This is a genomic window from Ruegeria sp. HKCCD7296 (genome assembly GCF_013110775.1).
Classification (GTDB): domain Bacteria; phylum Pseudomonadota; class Alphaproteobacteria; order Rhodobacterales; family Rhodobacteraceae; genus Ruegeria.
In genome coordinates, this window is record NZ_WVRF01000007.1 from 166,612 (window position 1) to 188,356 (window position 21,745).

Consider the following 21,745-nt stretch of genomic DNA (forward strand, 5'->3'; position numbering starts at 1 on the left):
AACTGCGCGGTGCTTTCAGGCACCGCGCCCGACCCAACGGCCCTATGCCTGATTTGTGATCAAGCATGAGGGGCGAGAGCCTCATCGCCACAGCACTCAAGGAAATCCACCTTTGCGTGCATTTTTCCCAAGGCAAAACCGGTCTGGTATGTTATAAGCCGCTCAACAAAAAAAGACCGGACGGGACATGAGCAGCAACCCCAAACTCGAGGATAACCTCCGCGCGGCGATTCTGGCTGAGCCTGACGTCGTGCTGGATGACAAGGACCTGATGCAGGCGCTGGTCAGCGCCAATGAACGCGCACGCGGCGACAATGTGATCGATCTGCGCGGCATCGCCATGCAACGTCTCGAAGCGCGGCTGGACCGGCTGGAAGACACCCACCGGTCTGTCATTGCGGCGGCTTATGAGAACCTGGCAGGCACCAATCAAGTGCATCGTGCGATTCTGCGCCTGTTGGAGCCCGTTGAATTCGAAGATTTCCTACGCGCGCTTGGTGCGGACGTGGCAGATATTTTGCGTGTTGATCACATCACTTTGGTTCTGGAAACAACAGTGGTTCAGGACGATCCAGCCGTCGACAAGCTGGGCGGCGTTCTGACAATTGCCGAACCCGGCTTCATCGACCAGTACCTGACCATTGATCGCGGCGGTCCCGCCCGCGACGTCACTCTGCGCGAGGTCCATCAACCCAACCGCCGCATTTTTGGCGCGCTTGCAGATCAATTGCGCTCCGAAGCCTGCCTGAAGCTTAACCTCGGTCCTGGCCGCCTGCCGGGAATGATTGTCATGGGTGCGCGTGACCCTCGGCATTTCACACCACAGCTCGGCACCGACCTTTTAAGCTTTTTCGCCGGCGTGTTCGAACGCTCGATGCGCCACTGGCTGTCGTGAGCCTGATTTCACCCGCCTGCCGCGATGCGCTGCAGCATTGGCTGGACGGCTTGGGTGCGCTGGCGGGACGGTCCGAGAATACGCAAACCGCCTATCGTGGCGATGTGACCGAGTTCCTGTCGTTCATGACGCTGCACCATGCCGAACGGCAAGGATTGAAAGCACTGGAACGGATCACCGTATCGGACATGCGCGCCTGGATGGCAGATCAACGCAGCGGTGATGTTGGTGCACGATCACTCGCTCGCAAACTCTCGGCCGTCAAAAGCTTTTACCGCTGGCTGGCCGAACGTGAAGGCTTTGAACCCACTGCTGTTTTGTCCACACGCGCACCAAAGTTCACCAAGAAACTGCCCCGCCCCCTTGCCGAAGACGCTGCCCGCGCCATGATCGACACGGTCGAGGTGCAATCCACTTCAGATTGGGTCGCCGCGCGGGACGTGGCAGTGATGACGTTGCTTTACGGGTGCGGGCTGCGCATATCCGAGGCGCTGTCATTGACCGGTGCTGACGCACCTTTACCTGCAAGCTTGCGTATCATCGGAAAGGGCGACAAAGAGAGGGTCGTTCCCGTTTTGCCCGCTGCTCAGGAAGCCGTCGACCGGTACGTGCAGCTGTGCCCTCACCCGCAGGCCCCTGACGCACCCTTGTTTCGCGGCGTCCGCGGCGGGGCGTTGAACCCACGTGCGATACAGAGCGTCATGGCGAAAGCCCGAATGCAACTGGGCCTGCCTGCAACCGCAACACCCCACGCCATGCGACACAGCTTTGCCACGCACCTTCTTTCGGCGGGAGGCGACTTGCGCGCCATTCAAGAACTTTTGGGACACGCGTCGCTTTCAACCACACAAGCCTATACTGCCGTGGACACAGCGCGATTGATGGAAGTCTACAACCGCGCGCACCCCAAAGCCTGACACACACATGCATCAAAACCGCGTGGCTTTTGGTTTGCATCTCAGGCGTGCATCAGTCATGACGCGTGCATGACACTCAGATTCAAAGCTCTTTCCGTCCATCTCTTCACTGCAACTGGCGCCGTTTTTGCCATGCTCGCCATGCTGGCTGCCGTCGAAGAGAAATGGAGCCTTATGTATCTTTGGCTGGTTGTCTCATTCATTGTGGACGGGATCGACGGCCCTCTGGCGCGTCATTATCATGTCAAAAAGAACGCGCCCGAATTTGACGGCGTGCTGCTGGATCTGATCATTGACTACCTGACCTATGTGTTCATCCCGGCCTTTGCCCTGTTCAAGTCCGGGCTGATGGACGGCTGGACCGGGTGGTTTGCGATCATCGTCATAACCTTTGCCAGCGCGATGTATTTCGCGGACACCCGGATGAAGACCAAGGACAACTCCTTTTCAGGTTTCCCCGGATGCTGGAACATGTTCGTTATCGTGATCTTCGCGCTCGAACCGAATTTCTGGATTATTCTGCTGTTGGTGACACTGCTGTCGCTTGCGATGTTCCTGCCCCTCAAGTTTGTCCATCCCGTGCGCACCGAGCGTTGGCGCGGCCTGACCCTGCCCATGGCTCTGGCCTGGACGTTCTTTGCCGGTTGGGCGGCCTGGGTCGATTTTCATCCCGAAAGCTGGGCGCATTGGGGGCTGGTGATCACCAGCCTGTATCTGACCTTTGCAGGCATCGCGCAACAAATCATACCGCAGCGCCACGCCTGACGCAGCGCTGCCGATAGTCGAGCTACATGACGTCCTGCACCTCGAACTCGGTGCCGTTATGGGTAAAGACATCACCCTCTTGCAGGCCCACCATGGCCAGATAAATCGGGCTTTGTGTTGAAATGCCCATATAGGTCTTTCCATCCACCTCGAACCGGGTGGTCGAAACGCATACAACAAATCTGCGATTGTTGAACTTGATCACTGCGCCGGGCTGAACCGTGTCGGTCAGACCGAAGTCGGTGTTTTCAATCACGTCAATCTTGGCGTGGTGTGCATGCACAGGAGCGTCAAACGCAGCCGCCAAGTCAGCGTTTTCGCGTGAAGCGGCGAGGTCATCCTTGTCGTGACCTTCCCGATCATCCAGTTGAGCGTCCTTCAAAAACGCATCGTAATGCGCCTGCGCCGTTGCAAGTTCTTGCGCTTCAAGTGACATCAACCTGTCAATTATGGCCTTCTTTCGGGCGGCGCGATCTTGATCCGTGGTCATGCAATGCGGTCCTTCAAATTCAACAACACGTATATGGTGTGCCCGCCGTTGACGGATTGCAACCGAATTTCACGGATCAGATCAAAAGCCCGGCTGCGCGCTCATGGCGCAACAGGGCCACTTTGGTCTCGACCCCGCCGGCGCCGGAAAAGCCACCAAGACCATTTGCTGAGAGCACCCTGTGGCAGGGAATGATCACCGGAATGGGGTTTGCACCGCAAGCCTGCCCTACAGGTTGCGCAGGCTGCCCAAGCTCTTTGGCGATATCTCCGTAAGTACGCGTTTCGCCCAGAGGAATCGCATACATCAGATCGCAGACCTGTCGCTGGAAGTCAGACCCTGCAACGCGGTAAGGAAGGTCAAACCGGTCCAATTCCCCGGCGTCATACGCTTTCAATTGCGCGGCGGCTTCACGCAACAAATCCGTCGGTTCTCCCACATCCCGGCCATCCCAGACCAGGCGCGTGAGGGCTCCGTCTGTTTCTTCGACACCCAGACATCCAAATTGGGTTTCCACGGCAATCATCGGCATAGGCGCAGCGTTTCAGATCACCAAAGCTGTTGCAAGCAGGGAAAGAAAAACCCCCAGCCGATGGGCTGGGGGTAAGTGTTAACCAAGCGCGTCGTTACAGCGGCTGCATACACCCGGATGCGTGTGGCGGCCCACGTCGGGCAGGATTTTCCAGCACCGCTGACATTTCTCACCTTCGGCTTTTTCAAAGACCACCGCGACACCTTCGATTTCGGGCACGCGGAACGCCTCGGCCGGGGCAGGATCACCCGAGACCGCCAATCCGGAAGTGATGCACAGATCATCCACGTCAAAGGTTGCCAGCAGATCACGGGTCTCCTGATCCTCGACATGAACGATCGGCGCGGCTTCGAGGCTGGATCCGATGACCTTGTCCTGGCGCTGAACTTCCAGCGCAGCGGTCACCGCGCGGCGAACGCGTCGCACTTTGGCCACGGCCTCTTCCAACTCGGCGTGACGCCAGTCGGCAGGTGTTTCCGGGAAATCCACCAGATGGACCGAGCTGTCATCGCCCGGGAAGCGTTCCAGCCACACCTCTTCCATGGTGAACACCAGAACCGGAGCCAGCCATGTGGTCAGGCGATGGAACAGAATGCCCAACACGGTACGCGCGGCGCGGCGACGCAGGCTGTCACCGTCGCAATACAGCGCATCTTTGCGGACGTCGAAGTAGAAAGACGACAGATCAACTGTGGCAAACGTGAACACGGCGCTGAATACACCCTGGAAGTCGAAGGACGCGTAGCCCTTACGCACCTGCTCATCCAGTTCGGCCAGACGGCTGAGGACCCAGCGCTCCAGACGCGGCATCTCCTCGGGCTCGACCCGATCCGCTTCGGTGAAGTCGGCCAATGAGCCCAGCATGAACCGCATGGTGTTGCGCAGACGGCGATAGCTGTCGGCGGTGCCTTTCAGGATCTCAGGCCCGATCCGCTGGTCGGCGGTATAGTCGGTCTGCGCCACCCACAAACGCAGGATATCGGCACCGTATTGCTTGACGACCTCTTCGGGCACAATCGTGTTGCCCAGCGATTTGGACATCTTGTTGCCCTTGGCATCCAGCGTGAAGCCGTGGGTCACCACGTTGCGGTACGGCGCGCGACCCTTGGTGCCGCAAGCCTGCAGCATGGACGAATGGAACCAACCGCGGTGCTGGTCAGTGCCTTCCATGTAGACATCGGCGATACCGTCCTCGGTGCCATCCTCACGATCGCGCAGAACAAATGCGTGGGTCGAGCCCGAGTCGAACCACACGTCCAGCACGTCGAAAACCTGATCGTAGTCGTCCGGGTTGGCGATGCCGTCGAGGATCTTTTCTTTGAAGCCGTCGGTGTACCAGACATCTGCGCCGTCTTTCTCGAACGCAGCCTTGATGCGCGCGTTCAGGTCCGCGTTGCGCAGCAGATAATCCACGTCGGTGGGCAGAGCACCTTTCTTGGTAAAGCAGGTCAGCGGCACGCCCCAGGCGCGCTGACGGGACAGAACCCAGTCCGGGCGCGCTTCGATCATCGAATAGAGGCGGTTACGGCCGGTTTGCGGCGTCCATTTCACCAGCTCGTCGATGGACCGCAGGGCCCGTTCACGGATGGTATCACCCATCTCGCCCATGCCATCGTCCAGCTTACGGTCAACCGAGGCAAACCACTGCGGTGTGTTACGGTAGATGATGGGAGCTTTCGAGCGCCATGAATGAGGATAGCTGTGCTTGATCTTGCCACGCGCCAGCAGCCCGCCAACTTCGGCCAGCTTGTCGATGACGGCTTTGTTCGCGTCGCCCTCGCCGCCCTTACGCGACAGGATGTATTTGCCGCCAAAGAAGGGCAAATCAGCGCGGAAGCTGCCATCGTCCATCACGTTATAAGTGATAACCTGTTCCAGCATCCCCAAGTCACGATACAGCTCGAACTCCTCCATTCCGTGCGACGGCGCGCAGTGAACAAAGCCGGTCCCTTCGGTATCGGTCACAAACTCAGCAGCGCGAAAATCGCGGATGTCGTCCCATTCGCCATTGCCGCCTTCGGCCCCGGCCAGCGGATGGGTCAGTTGAACGCCTTCCAGCTCATCTGCTGTCACGTCACGGACACGGGTCCATTGGTCGTCGTTCAGACGCGCGCGACCCAGAACGTCAGCAGCCAGGTTGTCGGCCAGCAGGAACTTGTCGCCTACTGCAGCCCAGCATTCCTCTGGCGCGCCGGTGACTTCGTACAGGCCGTAAGAGATGTCTTTGCCGTACACGACTGCCTTGTTCGACGGCATGGTCCATGGGGTCGTTGTCCAGATTACGACAAACGCGTCATCCAGATCACCTGCATTCACAACCTTGAACTTCACCCAGATGGTGAAGCTTTCCTTGTCATGATACTCGACCTCGGCCTCGGCCAGAGCGGTTTTTTCGATCGGCGACCACATTACGGGCTTCGAGCCCTGATAAAGCGTACCGTTCATCAGGAACTTCATGAACTCATCCGCGATCACAGCCTCGGCGTGATAGTCCATGGTGATGTAGGGATCAGGCCAGTTACCGGTGATGCCCAGGCGCTTGAACTCTTCGCGCTGGATATCGATCCAGCCCTCGGCAAACTTGCGGCATTCCTGCCGGAAGTCGACGATGTTCACCTCGTCCTTGTTCTTGCCCTTCTTGCGGTATTGTTCTTCGATCTTCCATTCGATCGGCAGGCCGTGGCAGTCCCAGCCGGGCACGTAACGCGCGTCGAAACCCATCATCTGATGGCTGCGCACGATCATGTCCTTGATGGTCTTGTTCAGCGCGTGGCCGATATGCAGGTGGCCGTTCGCATAGGGGGGCCCGTCATGCAGGGTAAAGGGCGTGCGGCCTTGTTTCTCGCGCAGGCGGTCATAGACGCCGATGGTCTCCCACCGTTCCAGCCATGCGGGTTCGCGCTTGGGTAGGCCAGCGCGCATGGGGAATTCGGTTTTGGGCAGTTTCAGCGTGTCTTTGTAATCAGGTGTCTGGATCGTGTCGGCGCACATTGGGGGCGTCCTTTGGATGATCTGGTCGTACTAGGATCGAAGCGGTCGGTGCGAGTTCTCAAACACCTTTGCCCGGCGTCTCAGAGGGTCAGAGCGCCGGGGATATAATTCGAATAATGATGGCCAAACGGTCATGCATGGCGGGCTTATAAGACGCCCGCGCCTAATGGTCCAGAGGTTCTGCCTCATGCGGCGAATGGCGCAGTTTGGCCCAGCGGTTCAGCCATGCCAGACCAGCCAGCGCAAGGCCAAGCGCAAGCAGCGAGAAGACCCGGATCAACCCGCCTAGCCCTGCGATGTCGATCAGAAAGACCTTGGCAACAGCCAACCCGATCACAACGAGGCCCGCCTTCCGCATCAGGTCCGATCCGCGGGCTAAAGATTGATAGAACAGCGCAGATCCGATCAGCAGCAGAACCAGCGTATAGGTGTAAAGCTCGGGCTGTGTGACGCCGTTTCCTTCAAACATGCCCGCAGAGCCCTGCCAGACGTGGCGGATTGTCAAACCCAACCACATGGCCGCAAGCCCCCCTGCCGCCACATAGCTTGTCATCGTGATCTGGTTGGGCATGTCTTTGATCCGCCAAGCGGACCCGGCGATAACCAGCGCGGGCAGCAGATACGCAATGGCAAGCGTGTTGAAAACCGGCAGACCGAGCACCGGATCAGCATTTGGATTCAACAGCGGGTTTTGCTCGGACACGGCAAGCATGAGATAGAACAGACCATGCGCGGCAAAAAAAACCGCCAACACGTAACGCGCATAGTTCAGCTTACCGCCCAGCTCAAATCTCTGAACCTGAGCAAAAGCCAGCAGCAGCCAGATGACCGCCAGCAGTCCCAGAGCCCAATGGCTGTTGTCGGCGCCGCCTTCGCCAAACCCTTCAAGCCAGCGCAGCAGCAACAGGGACAGCAGAATGCCACCTGTCGCCCACGCTGCGCTTTCCAGCAGCAATGACACCACTGGGCGCTGCAAGGGGCGCTGCACCCACCAACCCGCCACAAACCCCACCGTGGCCGAGCCGTAAACCAATGTCATCTCGAGCACCGGAGCCGAATTTGCCCAATCCAGCCCCGGATCAAGCACCAGTCGAACGGTGACAGTGAAGACACCGGCCCAGATAAACCAGCTCATCGGGGGCAAAGTGAACCTGCGATCCAGAGCCGCCGCCGCCACGACGCTTGCCACCAGCGCCACCGTCAGTGCCGCCGCGCTGAGCACGATGACGCAGGCAAAGACCAGACAAGACAGCGCAGACAAAGTGGCCAACGCAGCACGCATCCGATCCTCTCCGTCAACCCGTGCAAAACGTTCCGCAATCACCACCATCAGGACGGCCACCGCAACCGCGTGCAAGGCCCAGGGGTAGGCCCCGATCACAGAAGCCGGATGCCAGCCGACCTCCAGCCCGATAGCCATTACCGGGGCAAACAGAGCCGCCCCTCCGGCCCAGATGGCGCGAAACTGGGTTGCTTTCGCAGACCGCCACGCCATTAGGATTGAGATCAAAGCCCCCAAGGCGACCAGCACCGTGACGACCATCGGATAGTCGGCCTCAGCCGTTTCCGCATAGGTGGCTGCAAAGCCTAGAAAAGCTGCGCCTTGGTCAAGCCCGTGCATCAGGACGTTAAACACAAGCCCGACGGCCGGCAGGACGGTCAGGTCCTGAAGCGCAGGTGCATCCTTAGCCCAAAGAAGCAGGGCCAGCACAAGTGCGGACAGTAAAGTAACACCAAGCCAGAACTCAGTTTCCGTGTCGGCCCAATGCCAGGCCAAAATCGCCGAACTTACTGCAATGGCCCCGGCGGCCAATCGGGTCGGAAAATCCGGCCATGGGCGCGCCTTTGGATAGCGGATCATCTGAGAGACCATGGGCCCTGAATGATCCGGCCAGACGCGCCGCGCAGGAATGGCGATCACCAAAAGCGCCAGTATCAATGTGGCGACCAGATAACCCGGTTCCGTGTTTGGCGCGCCTGCTACCAGCAGAAGGTTCGCCGAATAGGCTCCAAACACGGTCAGAACGGACACCCAAGCCCAGCGCTGGACTGTGTCGATGCCAAGCCCCAAAACGGCAACCAGCAGGAAATAGGCATAAAGCCACGAGGGATCCTCGGACGCTCCGCCAACCAGAAATGGGGCCAAAAATGCGCCGATCAGGCCAACCGCGGCCAACAGCGGGCCATGGAACCACCCCAGAACAAGGCCGATCACGGCGACCGCGACCATCCCCGCCAGCGCCGCCTCGGCACCGATCAGGTCGTACAGCTGACGCGCCGCCAGAATGGCCCCGAAAAGGGTAACAAGCCCTGCCCCAGAAAAGACCGATGGTAAATAGGCGGTGGTCGCGTCCTCATCATCGCCGAATTTCCGACGCAAGGCTTCACCCGCAGTGATCAGAATCGAACCGAACCCAAGTGCAGCCAGAACCCTGGCAGCAGGAGGCAGCAATCCGTTTTCGACGCCGTATTGCACAAGAAATATCCCGGCCAAAGCCAGCGATACGGCTGAGACCGCATAAAACCAGTTCTCGCGCAGCCAATCGCCGAACGCTGTAAACCGGTCATGAGTGAATACGATGGCCGATGAAGTCACATCCGCCGTTCCAACCAAAGTTTCTTCTGCTGGCCTTTTGGGCGCGGCCCATGGGGCGGGCCTGCGGGGTTCCTGTTCAGCTTCCGACTGTGGATCAGGCACCTTTTCTAACGGCCCCTCAGAAACCACCGTATCAGCTGAAGACAGGGTTGAAATCTGCGCCTCCAAATCTGCTACGCGACGACGCAATCGGGTCTGCCCGACCACCAGCACAACCAGAGTCACCGGGATTGCCAGAACAATCAGCCCAACAAGAACAAGTAGCGATTCCAACGCGGTCTCCGATCTTTGTCTTGTGGCTAGGCTATCTTGAGAAGGCGAGCAATAACAGTCAGGAAAGCCGCGGCTTGGCTGACCCATACACCCGTTTCAGACAAGTCTACGCTGCCGGAGAGCGCCCGGCGGCAGCAACACCCCTGCTGCGACAACTATGGATGGAACAGAGACCCGACCAGGTAGGCGATCAATGCGGCCAGCCCGCCGATCAACAGCGTCTCCATTCCCGATCGCCACCAAGGGGCCAGCGACCATCGGCTTTTGAGCGCGCCGATTGCGAAAAAGACCCCCATGGTCATCCAGGCAGACATCACAAATGCGTTCGGAATCGAGGCAAGGAAAGGCAGCAAGGGGATCATCCCGGCCACAAGAAACGCAAAAAACGTGGCCAAAGCTGCCTTCATCGGGTGCGGGTCAACACTGCCCAATCCATATTCACCCTCGATCATCAGGTTGATCCAATTTTCATGACTCGATGTAATCTCTGCCGTAGCTTCGTTCAAAACGTCGCCCGACAGCCCCTTTTGGGCAAGGATTTCGCGCACTTCCTCCCGCTCGCCATCCGGGTACAAAGCTATGTGGCGTTCCTCGACCGCGCGGATGCGTCGAATGTTGTCAAGTTCAGCCTTAGTGCCCGAATAATTGCCCGCAGCCATGGAAAACCCGTCAGCCAGCACATTCGCCAAACCCAGCGCGACGATAACAAACGGGGAAAGCCCTGCCCCCGCGACGCCTGCGACGATCGCAAAGGTGGTGACGGATCCGTCGATGCCGCCATAAACAACATCGCGCAACACACCTCGACCTGGTGGTGCATTGATCCGCTCGGCGATTTCCTGTGGGCTGTGACCGTGATCCGTCATGGCTGGCTCCTCCGACACTCCTAGTGTGGCGAAGGGCGGGCACTGACGCTTTGCTTTGGATCAACCCTTGGAAAACAGGCCTTGCAGAGCGCGTTTGATGATACCGCGCGTTGACGGTTTGTGCCGTTCAGAGAATGGCAGCGGGCGGCAAACCTCCATCGCGGCGACGCCCACACGCGCGCTCAGCGCCCCGTTCACCAGGCCCTCTCCAAACCGGCGGGACAGTTTGCTGAGAACGGACCCGCCCAGAACAGGCTCCAGAAGATCGTCGCCGACGGCCACAGCCCCTGTGGCGACCAGATGTACAAAAACGGCACGGGTCAGGCGCCAACTGCCAAGAGTACCGGCCCGACCGCCATAGATTTCCGCGACCCGACGGATCATCCGAAGTGACGCGGCCAGTGCGGTCACAACATCTGCCAAAGCCAATGGGACTAAGGCGGTCACAGTTGCAACTTGCCGGGCTGCGGCCTCAACCTCGCGGCTGGCGGCTTCGTCCAGCGGAGCCAGCAGTTCATCTTCGGCAAGGCTCAGCAAAGCCGAGGCATCAAATTGATCCCCCATACGCTCTGCCAGTCGGTCGCGGCCCCAGCGGGTCTCTTCCCGGCCTTTATAAAAGGTGATCAGACGATTGGTAACAACACGGGCCTGTGCCAGATCGGCATCCGCCAAAGCCGTATCCGCCGCGCGGCGCATTCCGTCGACCCGCGACAATCGCCCCAAAGCTGCCAATTCGCGGATCGCAATGATCAATCCAACCAGCACCAATGCCGCCAGCAAGCCAACTACGACCCACCCCAGAACTGGCGTCCGCGCCACCAGTGAAGTCGCAAAATCCCAAGCTGCAACAGAGATTGCCGCGCCAACAACAGCCAAAGCCAGCCCCCAAAACCAACGCGCCAAGCCGGATGGTTTTCGGGCGGCAAGCCTTGCAGCGCTCTGCATCGCCTGCCCCTGAGGTTGCGCGACGTCTGGCACCGGAGGGGCCTGCGCAACATCAGCAGCAGGCTCATCCGCTTCAAGATCGATCAGAACCGGGCCCTTAGCCATGGGTCATACCTTTGCTGCGCCAGACAAATTTAATGTCCGGCAGGTTTTCGTCATTATCCGCGCCATTGCTGCGCGCTGCTTCGGCAAAGCCGTTGCGCTGATAAAATTTACACGCGCCTGTGTTGGCCTGAAACGCATACAAGCTAAGCCGGGTTTGACGGGATTTCGCGCGATCCAGCAGTTGCCGCCCGATCCCTTGCCCGCGCGCCTGCATGTGCAGGTAGAGTGAGTTGATCTCCGTTTCGTTCAGCGCCAGAAATCCGACCACGCCCACGTCACTTTCCGCAACAGTTACCCAATCCTGATCGATCATTTTACCACAAAAGGCGATGGTTTCAGCGCAACTGTGCAGATTTGGCATCCAGTCATTTTCCAAAGTGAAACCGTGCAGGATTGTCCCGATGGCACCGGCATCTGTGGTACGTGCAGGACGCAAGATAACGGTCACAACCTGTCTCCGATCAGAAACTGAGCTGCGCGATCCAGACGGATATGCGGCGGTCCATCGCCTGGTTTCAGGGTCAGATGCGCAGGGGCAAATGCCATGAACCCATAATCCTCATCCAACCAACTGTCCGCCCCATTTCGCGCCGGACCCAAAAGATGCGCTGGGTCTTCAGGCAATTCGCCGGGATAGAACGCAGCCTGTTTCCCGCTGTCCAACAAGGTGCCCCTCACGCATGGCAACTCCACCCCGTTGTGCCTGCGCATTTCTTCGGTCGTAGCACGCAGCGAAGCCAACGACAGAGCTGCCGTTTGCGCCCCTGCGAAATTCGCACGGTCTCGTGCCTCGCGTGTCAACGCTTCGATGATTGCCGTCATGCGGGGATGTTGTGTGTGGTGCAAATGGTCGGCTTTAGTCGCCGCAAACAGGATGCGTTCGACCCGCTTGCCCAACAGCAACCGGCTGAGCCACGCGTTCCTGCCCGGACGAAAAGCCGAAAGGATATCGGCCATCGCGCGGCGCATATCCTCAACCGCCTGCGGGCCTTTGTGGATCGCGCCCAGCGCGTCGACCAGAACCACCTGCCGGTCGATGCGCGAAAAATGATCACGAAAAAAGGGTTTTACCACCTGAGACTTATAGGCTTCAAATCGCCGCTCCATCTCACGCTGAAGAGTTTTACGGCGTGACGGACCGGACAGAGCCAAAGGCGCAAAGGTAAGCACCGGTGAGCCCGCCAGATCCCCAGGCAACAGAAACCGCCCCGGGGTGCAGTCATAAAAACCGGCGTCACGCGCCTGATTGAGATATGCCGTAAACGATGACGCCAGAGCTTGCGCCGTCGGCTCGTCATGCGCGCCGGACGGGTCTGTGGCCTTTACCTGCGCGAGGTACTCGGCGGCCTCGGCACGTGTCTCGATGCGCGTCAGTGTTTCCTGCGACCAATCTTCGTAGGATTTGTCCAAAAGGGCCAGATCCAGCAGCCATTCACCGGGATAATCCACGATGTCCAGATGCACTGTTCGTGGCCCCTGCAACCCGGCAAGCAACCCTGCGGGGCGCGCTTTGAACGACAAACGCAATTCGGACACAGCGCGGGTGCTGTCCGGCCAATGCGGCGTGGGGCCGGTCAGAGCGGACAGGTGGGTTTCATAATCGAACCGGGGCACCGTATCGTCCGGCTGTGGTTGCAGATAAGCGGCGTTGATCCGCCCTTCTTGCTGCGCGGTCAGGCCGGTCATGCGGCCCCGATCCAGCAGGTTGGCCACGAGCGAGGTGATGAAAACCGTCTTACCCGATCGCGCCAGCCCGGTGACACCCAGACGGATGACCGGCTCGAAAAACGTCTCGGACACGCTGTCGCCGATGGTTTCGACGCCACGCACAAGACTGTCTGCCAGTGATGAGATGACCAAACTGTCGCCCCGCAATTTTCGTTTTACCCTAGATAGGTAGAGGGTGCGGCACATACCAGCGCTTTCGCCCTCTTGCCCGTTCCCGCGCTGCGCTGTACCAGCGACGCATGCCCAGATACGCGTTGAAAGTTGAATACCAAGGGGAACCGTTTGCCGGATGGCAGCGGCAAAAGGATCAGCCGTCCGTTCAGGGGGCCATTGAAGAGGCTCTGTCGCGTATTCAGCCGGGCGCGCACACAATCGCCGCCGCAGGGCGCACCGATGCCGGGGTTCACGCGCTTGGTCAGGTTGCCCATTGCGACATGGCCAAGGAATGGGACCCGTTCCGCCTGTCCGAGGCACTGAACTATCACCTCAAACCGCAGCCTGTGGCGATTGTGAAGGCCGCTCGGGTCGATGAGGATTGGCATGCACGCTTTTCAGCGGTTGAACGGCAATATCTGTTCCGCATCCTGATGCGCCGCGCCCCGGCAACGCATGACCGGGGGCAGGTCTGGCGGATCAACCATCACTTGGATGTCGATGCGATGCAGGACGGGGCAAACATGCTGCTGGGACGGCATGATTTCACCACGTTCCGGTCTTCGATCTGTCAAGCGGCGAGCCCCGTAAAAACTCTGGATGAATTGCGGGTCGAGCAGGTTCCGGGCTTTTCCGGCCCCGAGATCCATTTCCACGTGCGCGCCCGATCTTTCCTGCACAACCAGGTACGCAGTTTCGTGGGTACTCTGGAGCGTGTCGGCGCCGGTGCTTGGACACCCGAGGACGTGCGCGACGCATTGAAAGCTGAAAACCGCGCAGCGTGCGGACCGGTCTGCCCACCGCAGGGGCTGTATCTGGCGCGTGTTGGCTACCCGGAGCCCGTGTTCGACTAAATCGCGCGCATCAGCAAACCGCCGGCAATCACTGCAATGACAAGACCAGCGACCAGTTCGATGGTCGGGGCCAGAACCGAAGCAAAGCGTGTGGCCGAGGCTGAAGCCAGTAGCCCTCCACGCAAACCGAAGGAAGTCCAGCCGACCAGCGTGGTTACTGTGGCCGTGCCCAGCGCCATAGCAAAAGCCCCGGCGACACCTACCATTGCAATGCCCATCTGCCAGGTCAGGATCAGCACGAACAAAGCACCTGTACAGGGCCGCGCGGCAATACCTGCAATAAGGATCATGGCCTCGCGCAGAGTGCCCACATTTGCGACCTCTTCTGCCGTTGGTCCATGCCGATGACCACAATCCGTGCAGACACCGTCATCATGGTGATGTGCATGATCGTGGTCGTGGTGATGGTCATGACTATGTTGGTGGTCGTGAGCATGGTCGTGATCATGCGTTGCCTGGCTTTTTTGACGCCGCGCAAAACTACGCACAGCTCGGAACACCAGCCACAGCCCGATCAAAGCAATCGCGCCATAACTGATTGGGGCCATGACCTGCTCGGTCGCGCCCACAAGGCTTTGGCGGGACATCTGAAACACCAATACCCCGGCATAGACCAGAACTATGGCTGTCACGGCTTGCCCTAGACTGGACAGCACGCTTATCGCTGACAGCCGCCAGAAAGCCACGCGTCGACCCAGCCCGTACCCGCCGATCAGAACCTTACCGTGACCGGGGCCGATGGCATGAAAAAAGCCATAGGCGAAACATACAGTCAGCAGCGTGGCGACGGCCTCAGGCTGTTCGGCGCGTGCGGCACGCAGCGAGCGGGCGATCTGGTTCTGAAATTCGCGTTGCTCACCCGCGGCCCAAGCCGCAAGGGAGTCAAACCCGCCGCTTCCCCAAAACCAAAGAAGCAACCCACACGCAAGCGCGACCGGAACAATCAGGTAGCGGGACATGAAACGCGAATCTCGGTGGCAAAGTTTTCTCCGACCAGGGGAATGTCGTTTTCCTCAAGATCGTAATCTGCATCCAGCGTCAGCAGGAAGGCTTGCATTTGCGCCAACTGGCCATCGATATCGGGGTCGAAACGCTCCGTCTGGCAGGTGGCGGGGCCTGTGACGATGACAGGGCGTGTCACTTCGTAGGCAGTGTAATAGGTCTCATCAAAAGCTTTTGCGGACAAGGCGCTGGCGGGAACTGAACCGCCTTCAACCGCACGCAGATGGGTGGTGACGATGCGGCCATCCTCGGTTGTGGCACTTGGCGAAAGCGGGCCGGACAGCGTGACCGGCATTCCGCCGGAAGTCACAACAAGATCGCCATTATATCCCTCGATCCATTGCGCATCGAACCCGGCCAGAAACTTTTCTTCGCTTTCGGTCAACACACCGTCGCCATCCTGATCCAGCCGCATATCTTCCAGTTGCAGCAGGGAAAACAGCTCATCATAGGCCCATGTCACGCGGATATGGGTCAGTTGACCACTTTCATCCACGATGAATTCAAGCCCGGTGTCGATAAAGACATGTGGGTGGGCCATGGCCGGGATCGGCAGGCAGCAGGATATAACTGTGAACAACCATCGCATGAACGCAAGATAGGTCCGGCTGTCCACCGCGGCAACGGCTTTTGCCATCAAACTGCAAAAACCGGCCGAGTGTCATCCCGGCGGAAACAGCACCAGCGTCTGCAACGCCGTGCCAACGGGACCTTGCGTGTCATAAAGCACCGATTGTGACATCCCGATGCCCGACGGCTGCCAATGCGAGACCGAGTTTGTGGCCAACCAATCGGAAATTGGCTCGCGGTGAATATTTACGGTCAGGTCCGTGTTCATGAAACCCATTTCCGACGTCGGCGCGTTCCACGAAATGCCGTTGCCGCAATCGGCCAGCGGACAAAGGGCCTGAATGGGCGATTGCACTTCACCCTGTAAAAGAAGCGGGGTCCGCATCCACACCGTTTTGGGCCCGGCCCCCTGCTTGCCGCCTGTCGGATACCGAATGTCGCTGTAATGGGCAAAACCGGGCAGGTCGTGACGAATCTCACCAATTGGAAACGGGCCGTCGACTGTATCCTCGATCCGGGGCGCGGTGGTTTTCACATTGGCAACCGGTCCAAGATCACGACGCACCAGGTGCATGGTCGAGGCCGTAGCACAGAGCGTGTCGTTCAGGTCGTGTACCGTAACCCGCGTGGTGGCCAGTGTCTTTGTGTGGCGCGTGGTTTCCGCTGCAACCCGCAAACCGGCCAACGGCAGAGGGCGCAGCAGGTCGACAGTCAGACGGGTCAGCATCTTTTCCGGACCGACTTCGGTTTCCGCCGCCCGCACGATCAAACCACTCACTGGCCCTGCATGGCAGTGATCGGCAGACCATGGACCACGTGCGGGATCGTTGCCGACAAACGCCCCGTCTTCTCGTTGATGAAAATAGGTCTTGTCGGCGAAATCGAGCGCTGCTGCCATAGGCCCCCTCAGATCTTTTCTTGCGTATATTTCTTCAACTCGGCCCGCGCCACCTGACGGCGATGCACCGCATCTGGCCCATCGGCCAATCGCAGGGTCCGCACATGGGTCCAGGCCGTCGCAAGCGGTGTGTCCTGACTGATGCCCTTCGCACCGAACATCTGTACCGCTTCGTCGATCACCTTCAGCGCAACTTTTGGTGCAACGACCTTGATCTGGCTGATCCAAGGTGCGGCTGCCCGCGCGTCGCCCTGATCCATGTACCAAGCGGCTTTCAGGCACAGCAACCGGGCCATCTCGATCTCCATCCGGCATTCGGCAATAATGTCGTAATTGGCCCCGAGCTGCGCCAGTTTCTTGCCAAACGCCTCGCGTTGCAGCGACCGTTTGCACATCTGCTCCAGCGCGCTTTCGGCCTGTCCGATGGCGCGCATACAGTGGTGGATGCGGCCCGGCCCAAGGCGACCTTGCGCAATCTCGAACCCGCGCCCTTCGCCCAGCAGAATGTTTTCGGCCGGAACGCGTACGTTGGTGAAACGGATATGCATGTGGCCGTGTGGTGCATCATCGTGTCCGTAAACCTGCATGGGGCGCAAAACCTCGATCCCTGGAGCGTCTGCAGGCACCACGATCATCGATTGCCGCTTGTGTTTGGGCTGTTCGTCGCCGCCGGTTTTGACCATCACGATATAGACTTTACATCGCGGATCGCCCGCGCCCGAAGACCACCATTTTTCACCATTGAGGACATAGTCATCCCCGTCCCGCACACAGGACATCGACACATTGGTCGCGTCAGACGAGGCCACATCAGGTTCGGTCATTAAATAGGCAGACCGGATCTCACCTTCGAGCAAAGGCTTCAGCCATTGCTCTTTCATCTTCTCAGACCCGTAGCGTTCGAAAACTTCCATATTTCCGGTATCCGGGGCCGAGCAGTTGAACACTTCGGCCCCCAGGGGGGTCTTGCCCATCTCCTCGGCGAAATAGGCGTATTCGACGGTGGTCAGCCCAAATCCCTTGTCACTGTCGGTCAGCCAGAAATTCCACAACCCCGCCGCCTTGGCCTTGGCCTTTAGCCCTTCAAGAATTTCGGCTTGGCGCTGTGTGTACTGCCAGCGGTCGCCCTTGTTGATTTCGGCGTGATACTCTTCTTCCAACGGCATGACCTCATCCCGAATCATATCGGCAACACGTTGCAGAAGAACGCGATTTTCCTCGCGCAGGGTAAATGACATGTTCACGGACGCATCCTCCTGGTACATCGAGACGGGGCTATACTTTCGCGGCAAGGATGGCTTAACTGCCCCAAGCCTGTCCACCGCAGTGACGGGACGTCACCACTTCAAAATCAAAGCAGGAGCTGCGCATGGCGTTGTTGATCGAAACCGGGTTGTCCGATTGGATAGGCGACAGTGAAATTGCCGCCAAATTGCAGGCTGCTGCACCCGATGCGGATATCCGCACCCCTGAAACGCTTGGAAACCCCGAAGACATCACGATGTTGGCCTTGGTCAATATGCAAAGCGACCATCCCACACGCTTGCCGAACCTGAGGCTTGTTCAGAAGTTGGGGGCGGGCGTGGAAACCATTGTAAGCCATCCCGACCTTCCAGCCCATGTCCGCATCGCGCGTCTAAAGCCAGATGCACCGGCACAGGGTATCGCCGAGTGGTTTGTGGCTTACATCCTGCGCCGCCAACGGCATATGGCGTTCCATGAGGCCGCCCAAGCCCGGTCGGAATGGTCGCCGCGAGAGCCGATCTTTACACCCGACACAGTCGTAGGTGTTCTGGGTCTGGGCCATATCGGTGCCCGCACCGCTTTGATGCTGCGGGCCATCGGATTTCAGGTCATGGGTTGGAGCCGCACACCAAAATCCATAGAAGGTGTGACCTGTCTGCATGGACAAGACACCCTGCCCGAGCTTTTGGGTCAATGCGATCATGTGTGTGCTATTTTGCCTTCGACACCACAAACCGTTGGTTTGTTCGACGCAAAAACGCTGGAGTCGATGAAACCCAGTAGCCAGTTGCTGAACGCCGGGCGCGGGGATCTGATTGACGAAGCCGCCCTGATCGAAGCGCTGGACAAAGGCACACCGGCTCATGCCGTGCTGGACGTTTCATCAGTGGAACCTCTGCCGCAGGGCAGCCCGTTATGGGCCCATCCCGGCGTGACGATCACACCGCATGTCTCGGGGTGGCATCTGGGCGACGCGCTTTCAGACGTCGCCGAGAACTTTCAACGGCTCAACTCTGGCGCGCCCTTGCTGCATGAGGTGGATCGAGCTCAGGGCTATTGAGGCCCGTACCGCAGATCAGGGCGTGAGAATCCAGTTGCCATTGCCGTCATTGCACCGGCGGGTTCTGATCTCGCGGCTCTGATCCCCACCTTCCGGCTGAATTATGTGTTGAAGGCTGACGCAGTTCCCCTGCACATTTTGCACCCGGATCGTGCCTTTTGATCCGGTGTCGTCATTTTTCCAGGCCCGTTCCTGACCCACGGATGGCGTACCACTGGTCAGCAATGTGTTCGCGGTTACGTTGACCACTTCGAAATCCGCAGGCGACAAGCCCATCTCTGCAATGATTCGCGATAGGGGCTTGGCGTCTGCCAAACTGGTCATCAAAAGAACACCACAAGCGACGATTGCGGGCAAAAACTGGGCTTTCATAGCGGCCTCACAGAACTGAAATCATTTGTGTCCAAGGATATACCGCTGCCGCTGCAGGGCCAAGCCCCTGACGTCGACCTTCAAATTATCCCGAACAAACCTATCGCGCCGGTGGACCTATCTGCGCCCGGTCTTTGCGCCCATAGTGCCGTACAAACGACCCAGAGGCTCATGATGACCAACCCAACCTATTTTGCCCCAACCGGGGGCCATCCCGGTCAGGACCAACTGTTGACCGACCGCGCCATGTTCACGGACGCTTATGCGGTCATTCCCAAAGGCACGATGCGCGACATCGTCACCAGCTCCCTGCCTTTCTGGGAAGGCACGCGCCTGTGGGTTCTGTCGCGTCCGCTCAGTGGTTTCGCCGAAACGTTCTCGCAATACATCATGGAGGTACAACCCGGCGGTGGCAGCGACCAGCCTGAAACCGAAGCACAGGCCCAGGCCGTTCTCTTTGTGGTCGAGGGGGCTGTCACCTTAACCCTGAATGCCGAAAAACATGTATTGGAAACAGGGGGGTATGCCTATATTCCACCGGGAAGCGACTGGGCATTGCACAACACGGGTGACGCAGTCGCCCGGTTCCATTGGGTCCGCAAAGCCTATCAGTCGGTGCCCGGGCTGCCTTTGCCCGATCCGATCATAACCAACGAGCGAGACGTGACACCGGTCGAAATGCCGGGAACACAGGGCCGCTGGTCGACCACGCGGTTTGCCGACCCTCAGGACCTGCGCCATGACATGCATGTGAACATCGTCAATTTCGAACCCGGCGGGGTCATCCCGTTTGCCGAGACCCATGTGATGGAGCACGGGCTCTATGTGCTGGAAGGCAAAGCCGTCTATCGCCTCAATCAGGACTGGGTCGAGGTTGAAGCGGGCGATTACATGTGGTTGCGCGCCTTCTGCCCGCAAGCCTGTTATGCAGGTGGTCCGGGGCGATTCCGGTATCTGCTGTATAAGGACGTCAATCGGCACATGCCGTTGTCTTTGCCCTAAGGTAAACAGGTGGCTCGCAAAGGTGTGCCGTGAATTTGTGGCTTCGGGGCTTCACACGCGCGCCGGAATTTGCTGAAATCCAAGCAAATTCTGATTTTAAGCATTGGAGATTGTTCCATGAAACTGCGCCCTGCCCTGCTGGCCATCGCCGCATCTGCGACCCTTTTCACCTCGCCCCTTTCCGCCAAGGAAGAGACCAAGTCCGTGTTCGTCATGAGCCGCACCTGGGCGGTGACACAGGTCTCTGACGCGCCGGTTGTGTACCGCGCCACGCGTGACAACAACAACCTCAACCCGTTTGGCCCCCCGCCACGTTTGCGCACGCTTCAGGCCATCGCCGCAATTCAGCAGGCAACCGGGTGCAAACCGATCGTGGCCAGCATGTATCAGAACATATCGGGCCAGTTCTTTTCGCAGGTCAGCTGCAACTGACAGAACGTCGGTTAGGGCATTGAGGTCGCCTGACCACCCTGCCATAGCTTGCGCATGAAACTCGCGATTAACGGATTCGGCCGTATCGGCCGCACGATCCTGCGGCAGGTTCTGGCCTTGCCGCAAGGGTCAGATATCGAGCTGGTGCTGATCAATGACATAGCTCCGCTGGAAACATGCGCTTACCTGTTCAAGTACGACAGCACATTCGGCCCTTATCCCGGTGATGTGTCCCAAGGGGATGCCGCGCTGATTGTGGATGGGCGGACGATCCCAATGACGCACAGTGCCGATCTGACTCGCGTTGATCTGTCGGGCGTGGACGTGATGCTGGATTGTACAGGCATTGCCCGCAGCTCTGACGTTGCGCGCCGTGGTCTGACCGCAGGGGCTGGCAAAGTCCTGATCTCGGGTCCTTCGCCTGCTGCCGATGTCACCATTGTTCTCGGAGCCAACGAGGAGCAATTGGGAAGCGCCCGGATCGTTTCAAACGCGTCCTGCACCACCAATGGGTTGGTGCCGCTGGTCAAGGTCATCGACGATATCGGCGGTGTTGCGGCAGGGCACATGACGACAATCCACTGCTACACCAATAGTCAGCCCATGGTAGACGCCCCACGCGGCGACCTCGCCCGCTCACGTGCAGGTGCCCTATCGATGGTGCCCACCACATCGAGCGCCATGCACTTGATAGACGTCGTTCTGCCGCATCTGGCCGGGCGCATCTCTGGGGCGGCTGTCCGCGTTCCTACAGCAAGTGTGTCTGCCGTGGACCTAATAGTGACACTGGAACGGGGCCTGAGCGCGGATGCCTTTGAAGAGGCGCTGAAAGAGGCCGTTGCTGCATCCCCGGTCCTTGGCTGGACAGACATGCCGCTGGTCTCGTCCGACCTTCGCGCACGCTCGGAATCTCTAGTCATCGCCGGCACTGAAACCCGAATGGTCGGAGAAAACCAGGTGAGGGTCTTTGGCTGGTACGACAATGAATGGGGTTTCTCGGCGCGCATGCTGGACGTGGCCCGCCTTATGGCTGCCCAATAGCCGGACCGCGCCC

Annotated in this window: 21 protein-coding genes; 8 read left to right on the forward strand and 13 right to left on the reverse strand. The window is 59.1% G+C overall.

Annotated elements, in window-relative coordinates; all coding sequences use genetic code 11:
* The first annotated feature begins 187 nt into the window (after positions 1-187).
* From GS632_RS11960 to GS632_RS11970, 3 genes are all read left to right on the forward strand, one after another.
* Positions 188-895 carry a DUF484 family protein gene (locus GS632_RS11960; protein ID WP_171238123.1) on the forward strand — a complete coding sequence of 236 codons (708 nt, stop codon included), beginning with the start codon at positions 188-190 and terminating at the stop codon, positions 893-895.
* Positions 892-1,812, forward strand: coding sequence for a tyrosine recombinase XerC (locus GS632_RS11965; RefSeq protein WP_171238122.1), 921 nt, complete (start codon positions 892-894; stop codon positions 1,810-1,812). Before GS632_RS11960 ends, GS632_RS11965 begins: the two co-directional genes overlap by 4 nt.
* 69 nt (positions 1,813-1,881) lie before the next feature.
* A complete protein-coding gene (locus GS632_RS11970) occupies positions 1,882-2,577 on the forward strand; it encodes a phosphatidylcholine/phosphatidylserine synthase (RefSeq protein ID WP_171177998.1) in 696 nt (231 codons plus the stop codon).
* Positions 2,578-2,599: 22 nt separating this feature from the next.
* Here GS632_RS11970 and GS632_RS11975 read toward each other — a convergent pair whose 3' ends face one another.
* The 8 genes from GS632_RS11975 to GS632_RS12010 form a co-directional block, all read right to left on the reverse strand.
* Positions 2,600-3,067, reverse strand: coding sequence for a hypothetical protein (locus GS632_RS11975; protein WP_171094234.1), 468 nt, complete (start codon positions 3,065-3,067; stop codon positions 2,600-2,602).
* Between the two features lie 76 nt (positions 3,068-3,143).
* Positions 3,144-3,599, reverse strand: a complete 456-nt coding sequence (locus GS632_RS11980; protein ID WP_171238120.1) for a methylated-DNA--[protein]-cysteine S-methyltransferase — start codon at positions 3,597-3,599, stop codon at positions 3,144-3,146.
* 78 nt (positions 3,600-3,677) lie between these two features.
* Positions 3,678-6,590: an isoleucine--tRNA ligase gene (gene ileS, locus GS632_RS11985; RefSeq protein WP_171721841.1), complete on the reverse strand. Its 2,913-nt coding sequence runs from the start codon at positions 6,588-6,590 to the stop codon at positions 3,678-3,680.
* 163 nt (positions 6,591-6,753) lie between these two features.
* Positions 6,754-9,459, reverse strand: coding sequence for a DUF2339 domain-containing protein (locus tag GS632_RS11990; protein WP_171721840.1), 2,706 nt, complete (start codon positions 9,457-9,459; stop codon positions 6,754-6,756).
* A 155-nt stretch (positions 9,460-9,614) separates the two neighbouring features.
* Positions 9,615-10,325: a VIT1/CCC1 transporter family protein gene (locus tag GS632_RS11995; RefSeq protein ID WP_171178008.1), complete on the reverse strand. Its 711-nt coding sequence runs from the start codon at positions 10,323-10,325 to the stop codon at positions 9,615-9,617.
* A 60-nt stretch (positions 10,326-10,385) separates the two neighbouring features.
* The gene (locus GS632_RS12000) at positions 10,386-11,375 is read right to left on the reverse strand and encodes a YcjF family protein (protein ID WP_171721839.1); all 990 of its coding nucleotides are present in this window, start codon (positions 11,373-11,375) and stop codon (positions 10,386-10,388) included.
* A complete protein-coding gene (locus GS632_RS12005; RefSeq protein WP_171238117.1) occupies positions 11,368-11,823 on the reverse strand; it encodes a GNAT family N-acetyltransferase in 456 nt (151 codons plus the stop codon). Before GS632_RS12005 ends, GS632_RS12000 begins: the two co-directional genes overlap by 8 nt.
* Positions 11,820-13,235 (reverse strand): YcjX family protein, encoded by a 1,416-nt coding sequence (locus GS632_RS12010; protein ID WP_171721838.1) that lies wholly within the window; start codon positions 13,233-13,235, stop codon positions 11,820-11,822. Before GS632_RS12010 ends, GS632_RS12005 begins: the two co-directional genes overlap by 4 nt.
* A 107-nt stretch (positions 13,236-13,342) precedes the next feature.
* On the opposite strand from GS632_RS12010, the gene truA reads away from it, so the two are divergent.
* Positions 13,343-14,110 (forward strand): tRNA pseudouridine(38-40) synthase TruA, encoded by a 768-nt coding sequence (truA, locus tag GS632_RS12015; protein ID WP_171238115.1) that lies wholly within the window; start codon positions 13,343-13,345, stop codon positions 14,108-14,110.
* On the opposite strand, the gene GS632_RS12020 is transcribed toward truA, so the two are convergent.
* The 4 genes from GS632_RS12020 to GS632_RS12035 are packed head-to-tail and all read right to left on the reverse strand — an operon-like array spanning position 14,107 to position 17,818.
* Positions 14,107-15,069 (reverse strand): nickel/cobalt transporter, encoded by a 963-nt coding sequence (locus GS632_RS12020; protein ID WP_171238114.1) that lies wholly within the window; start codon positions 15,067-15,069, stop codon positions 14,107-14,109. The two genes, truA and GS632_RS12020, sit on opposite strands and share 4 nt — an antisense overlap.
* On the reverse strand, positions 15,054-15,749 hold the full coding sequence (locus GS632_RS12025) for a DUF1007 family protein (protein ID WP_371810018.1): 696 nt from the start codon (positions 15,747-15,749) through the stop codon (positions 15,054-15,056). The genes GS632_RS12020 and GS632_RS12025 overlap by 16 nt, the downstream gene beginning before the upstream one ends.
* Positions 15,750-15,773: 24 nt before the next feature.
* Positions 15,774-16,580 carry a thioesterase family protein gene (locus GS632_RS12030; RefSeq protein WP_171178021.1) on the reverse strand — a complete coding sequence of 269 codons (807 nt, stop codon included), beginning with the start codon at positions 16,578-16,580 and terminating at the stop codon, positions 15,774-15,776.
* A gap of 8 nt (positions 16,581-16,588) precedes the next feature.
* Positions 16,589-17,818 (reverse strand): acyl-CoA dehydrogenase family protein, encoded by a 1,230-nt coding sequence (locus GS632_RS12035; protein ID WP_253284464.1) that lies wholly within the window; start codon positions 17,816-17,818, stop codon positions 16,589-16,591.
* Positions 17,819-17,949: 131 nt separating this feature from the next.
* Between GS632_RS12035 and GS632_RS12040 the strand changes: the two genes are divergently transcribed.
* The gene (locus GS632_RS12040) at positions 17,950-18,885 is read left to right on the forward strand and encodes a glyoxylate/hydroxypyruvate reductase A (protein WP_171238112.1); all 936 of its coding nucleotides are present in this window, start codon (positions 17,950-17,952) and stop codon (positions 18,883-18,885) included.
* 15 nt (positions 18,886-18,900) lie between these two features.
* Here GS632_RS12040 and GS632_RS12045 read toward each other — a convergent pair whose 3' ends face one another.
* The gene (locus tag GS632_RS12045) at positions 18,901-19,257 is read right to left on the reverse strand and encodes a hypothetical protein (protein ID WP_171178025.1); all 357 of its coding nucleotides are present in this window, start codon (positions 19,255-19,257) and stop codon (positions 18,901-18,903) included.
* Between the two features lie 174 nt (positions 19,258-19,431).
* On the opposite strand from GS632_RS12045, the gene GS632_RS12050 reads away from it, so the two are divergent.
* The 3 genes from GS632_RS12050 (at position 19,432) to GS632_RS12060 (ending at position 21,732) form a co-directional block, all read left to right on the forward strand.
* Positions 19,432-20,259, forward strand: a complete 828-nt coding sequence (locus tag GS632_RS12050) for a bifunctional allantoicase/(S)-ureidoglycine aminohydrolase (RefSeq protein ID WP_171178027.1) — start codon at positions 19,432-19,434, stop codon at positions 20,257-20,259.
* Between the two features lie 117 nt (positions 20,260-20,376).
* Positions 20,377-20,691: a hypothetical protein gene (locus tag GS632_RS12055; RefSeq protein ID WP_171238111.1), complete on the forward strand. Its 315-nt coding sequence runs from the start codon at positions 20,377-20,379 to the stop codon at positions 20,689-20,691.
* 54 nt (positions 20,692-20,745) lie between these two features.
* The gene (locus GS632_RS12060) at positions 20,746-21,732 is read left to right on the forward strand and encodes a type I glyceraldehyde-3-phosphate dehydrogenase (RefSeq protein ID WP_171238110.1); all 987 of its coding nucleotides are present in this window, start codon (positions 20,746-20,748) and stop codon (positions 21,730-21,732) included.
* Positions 21,733-21,745: the final 13 nt, after the last annotated feature.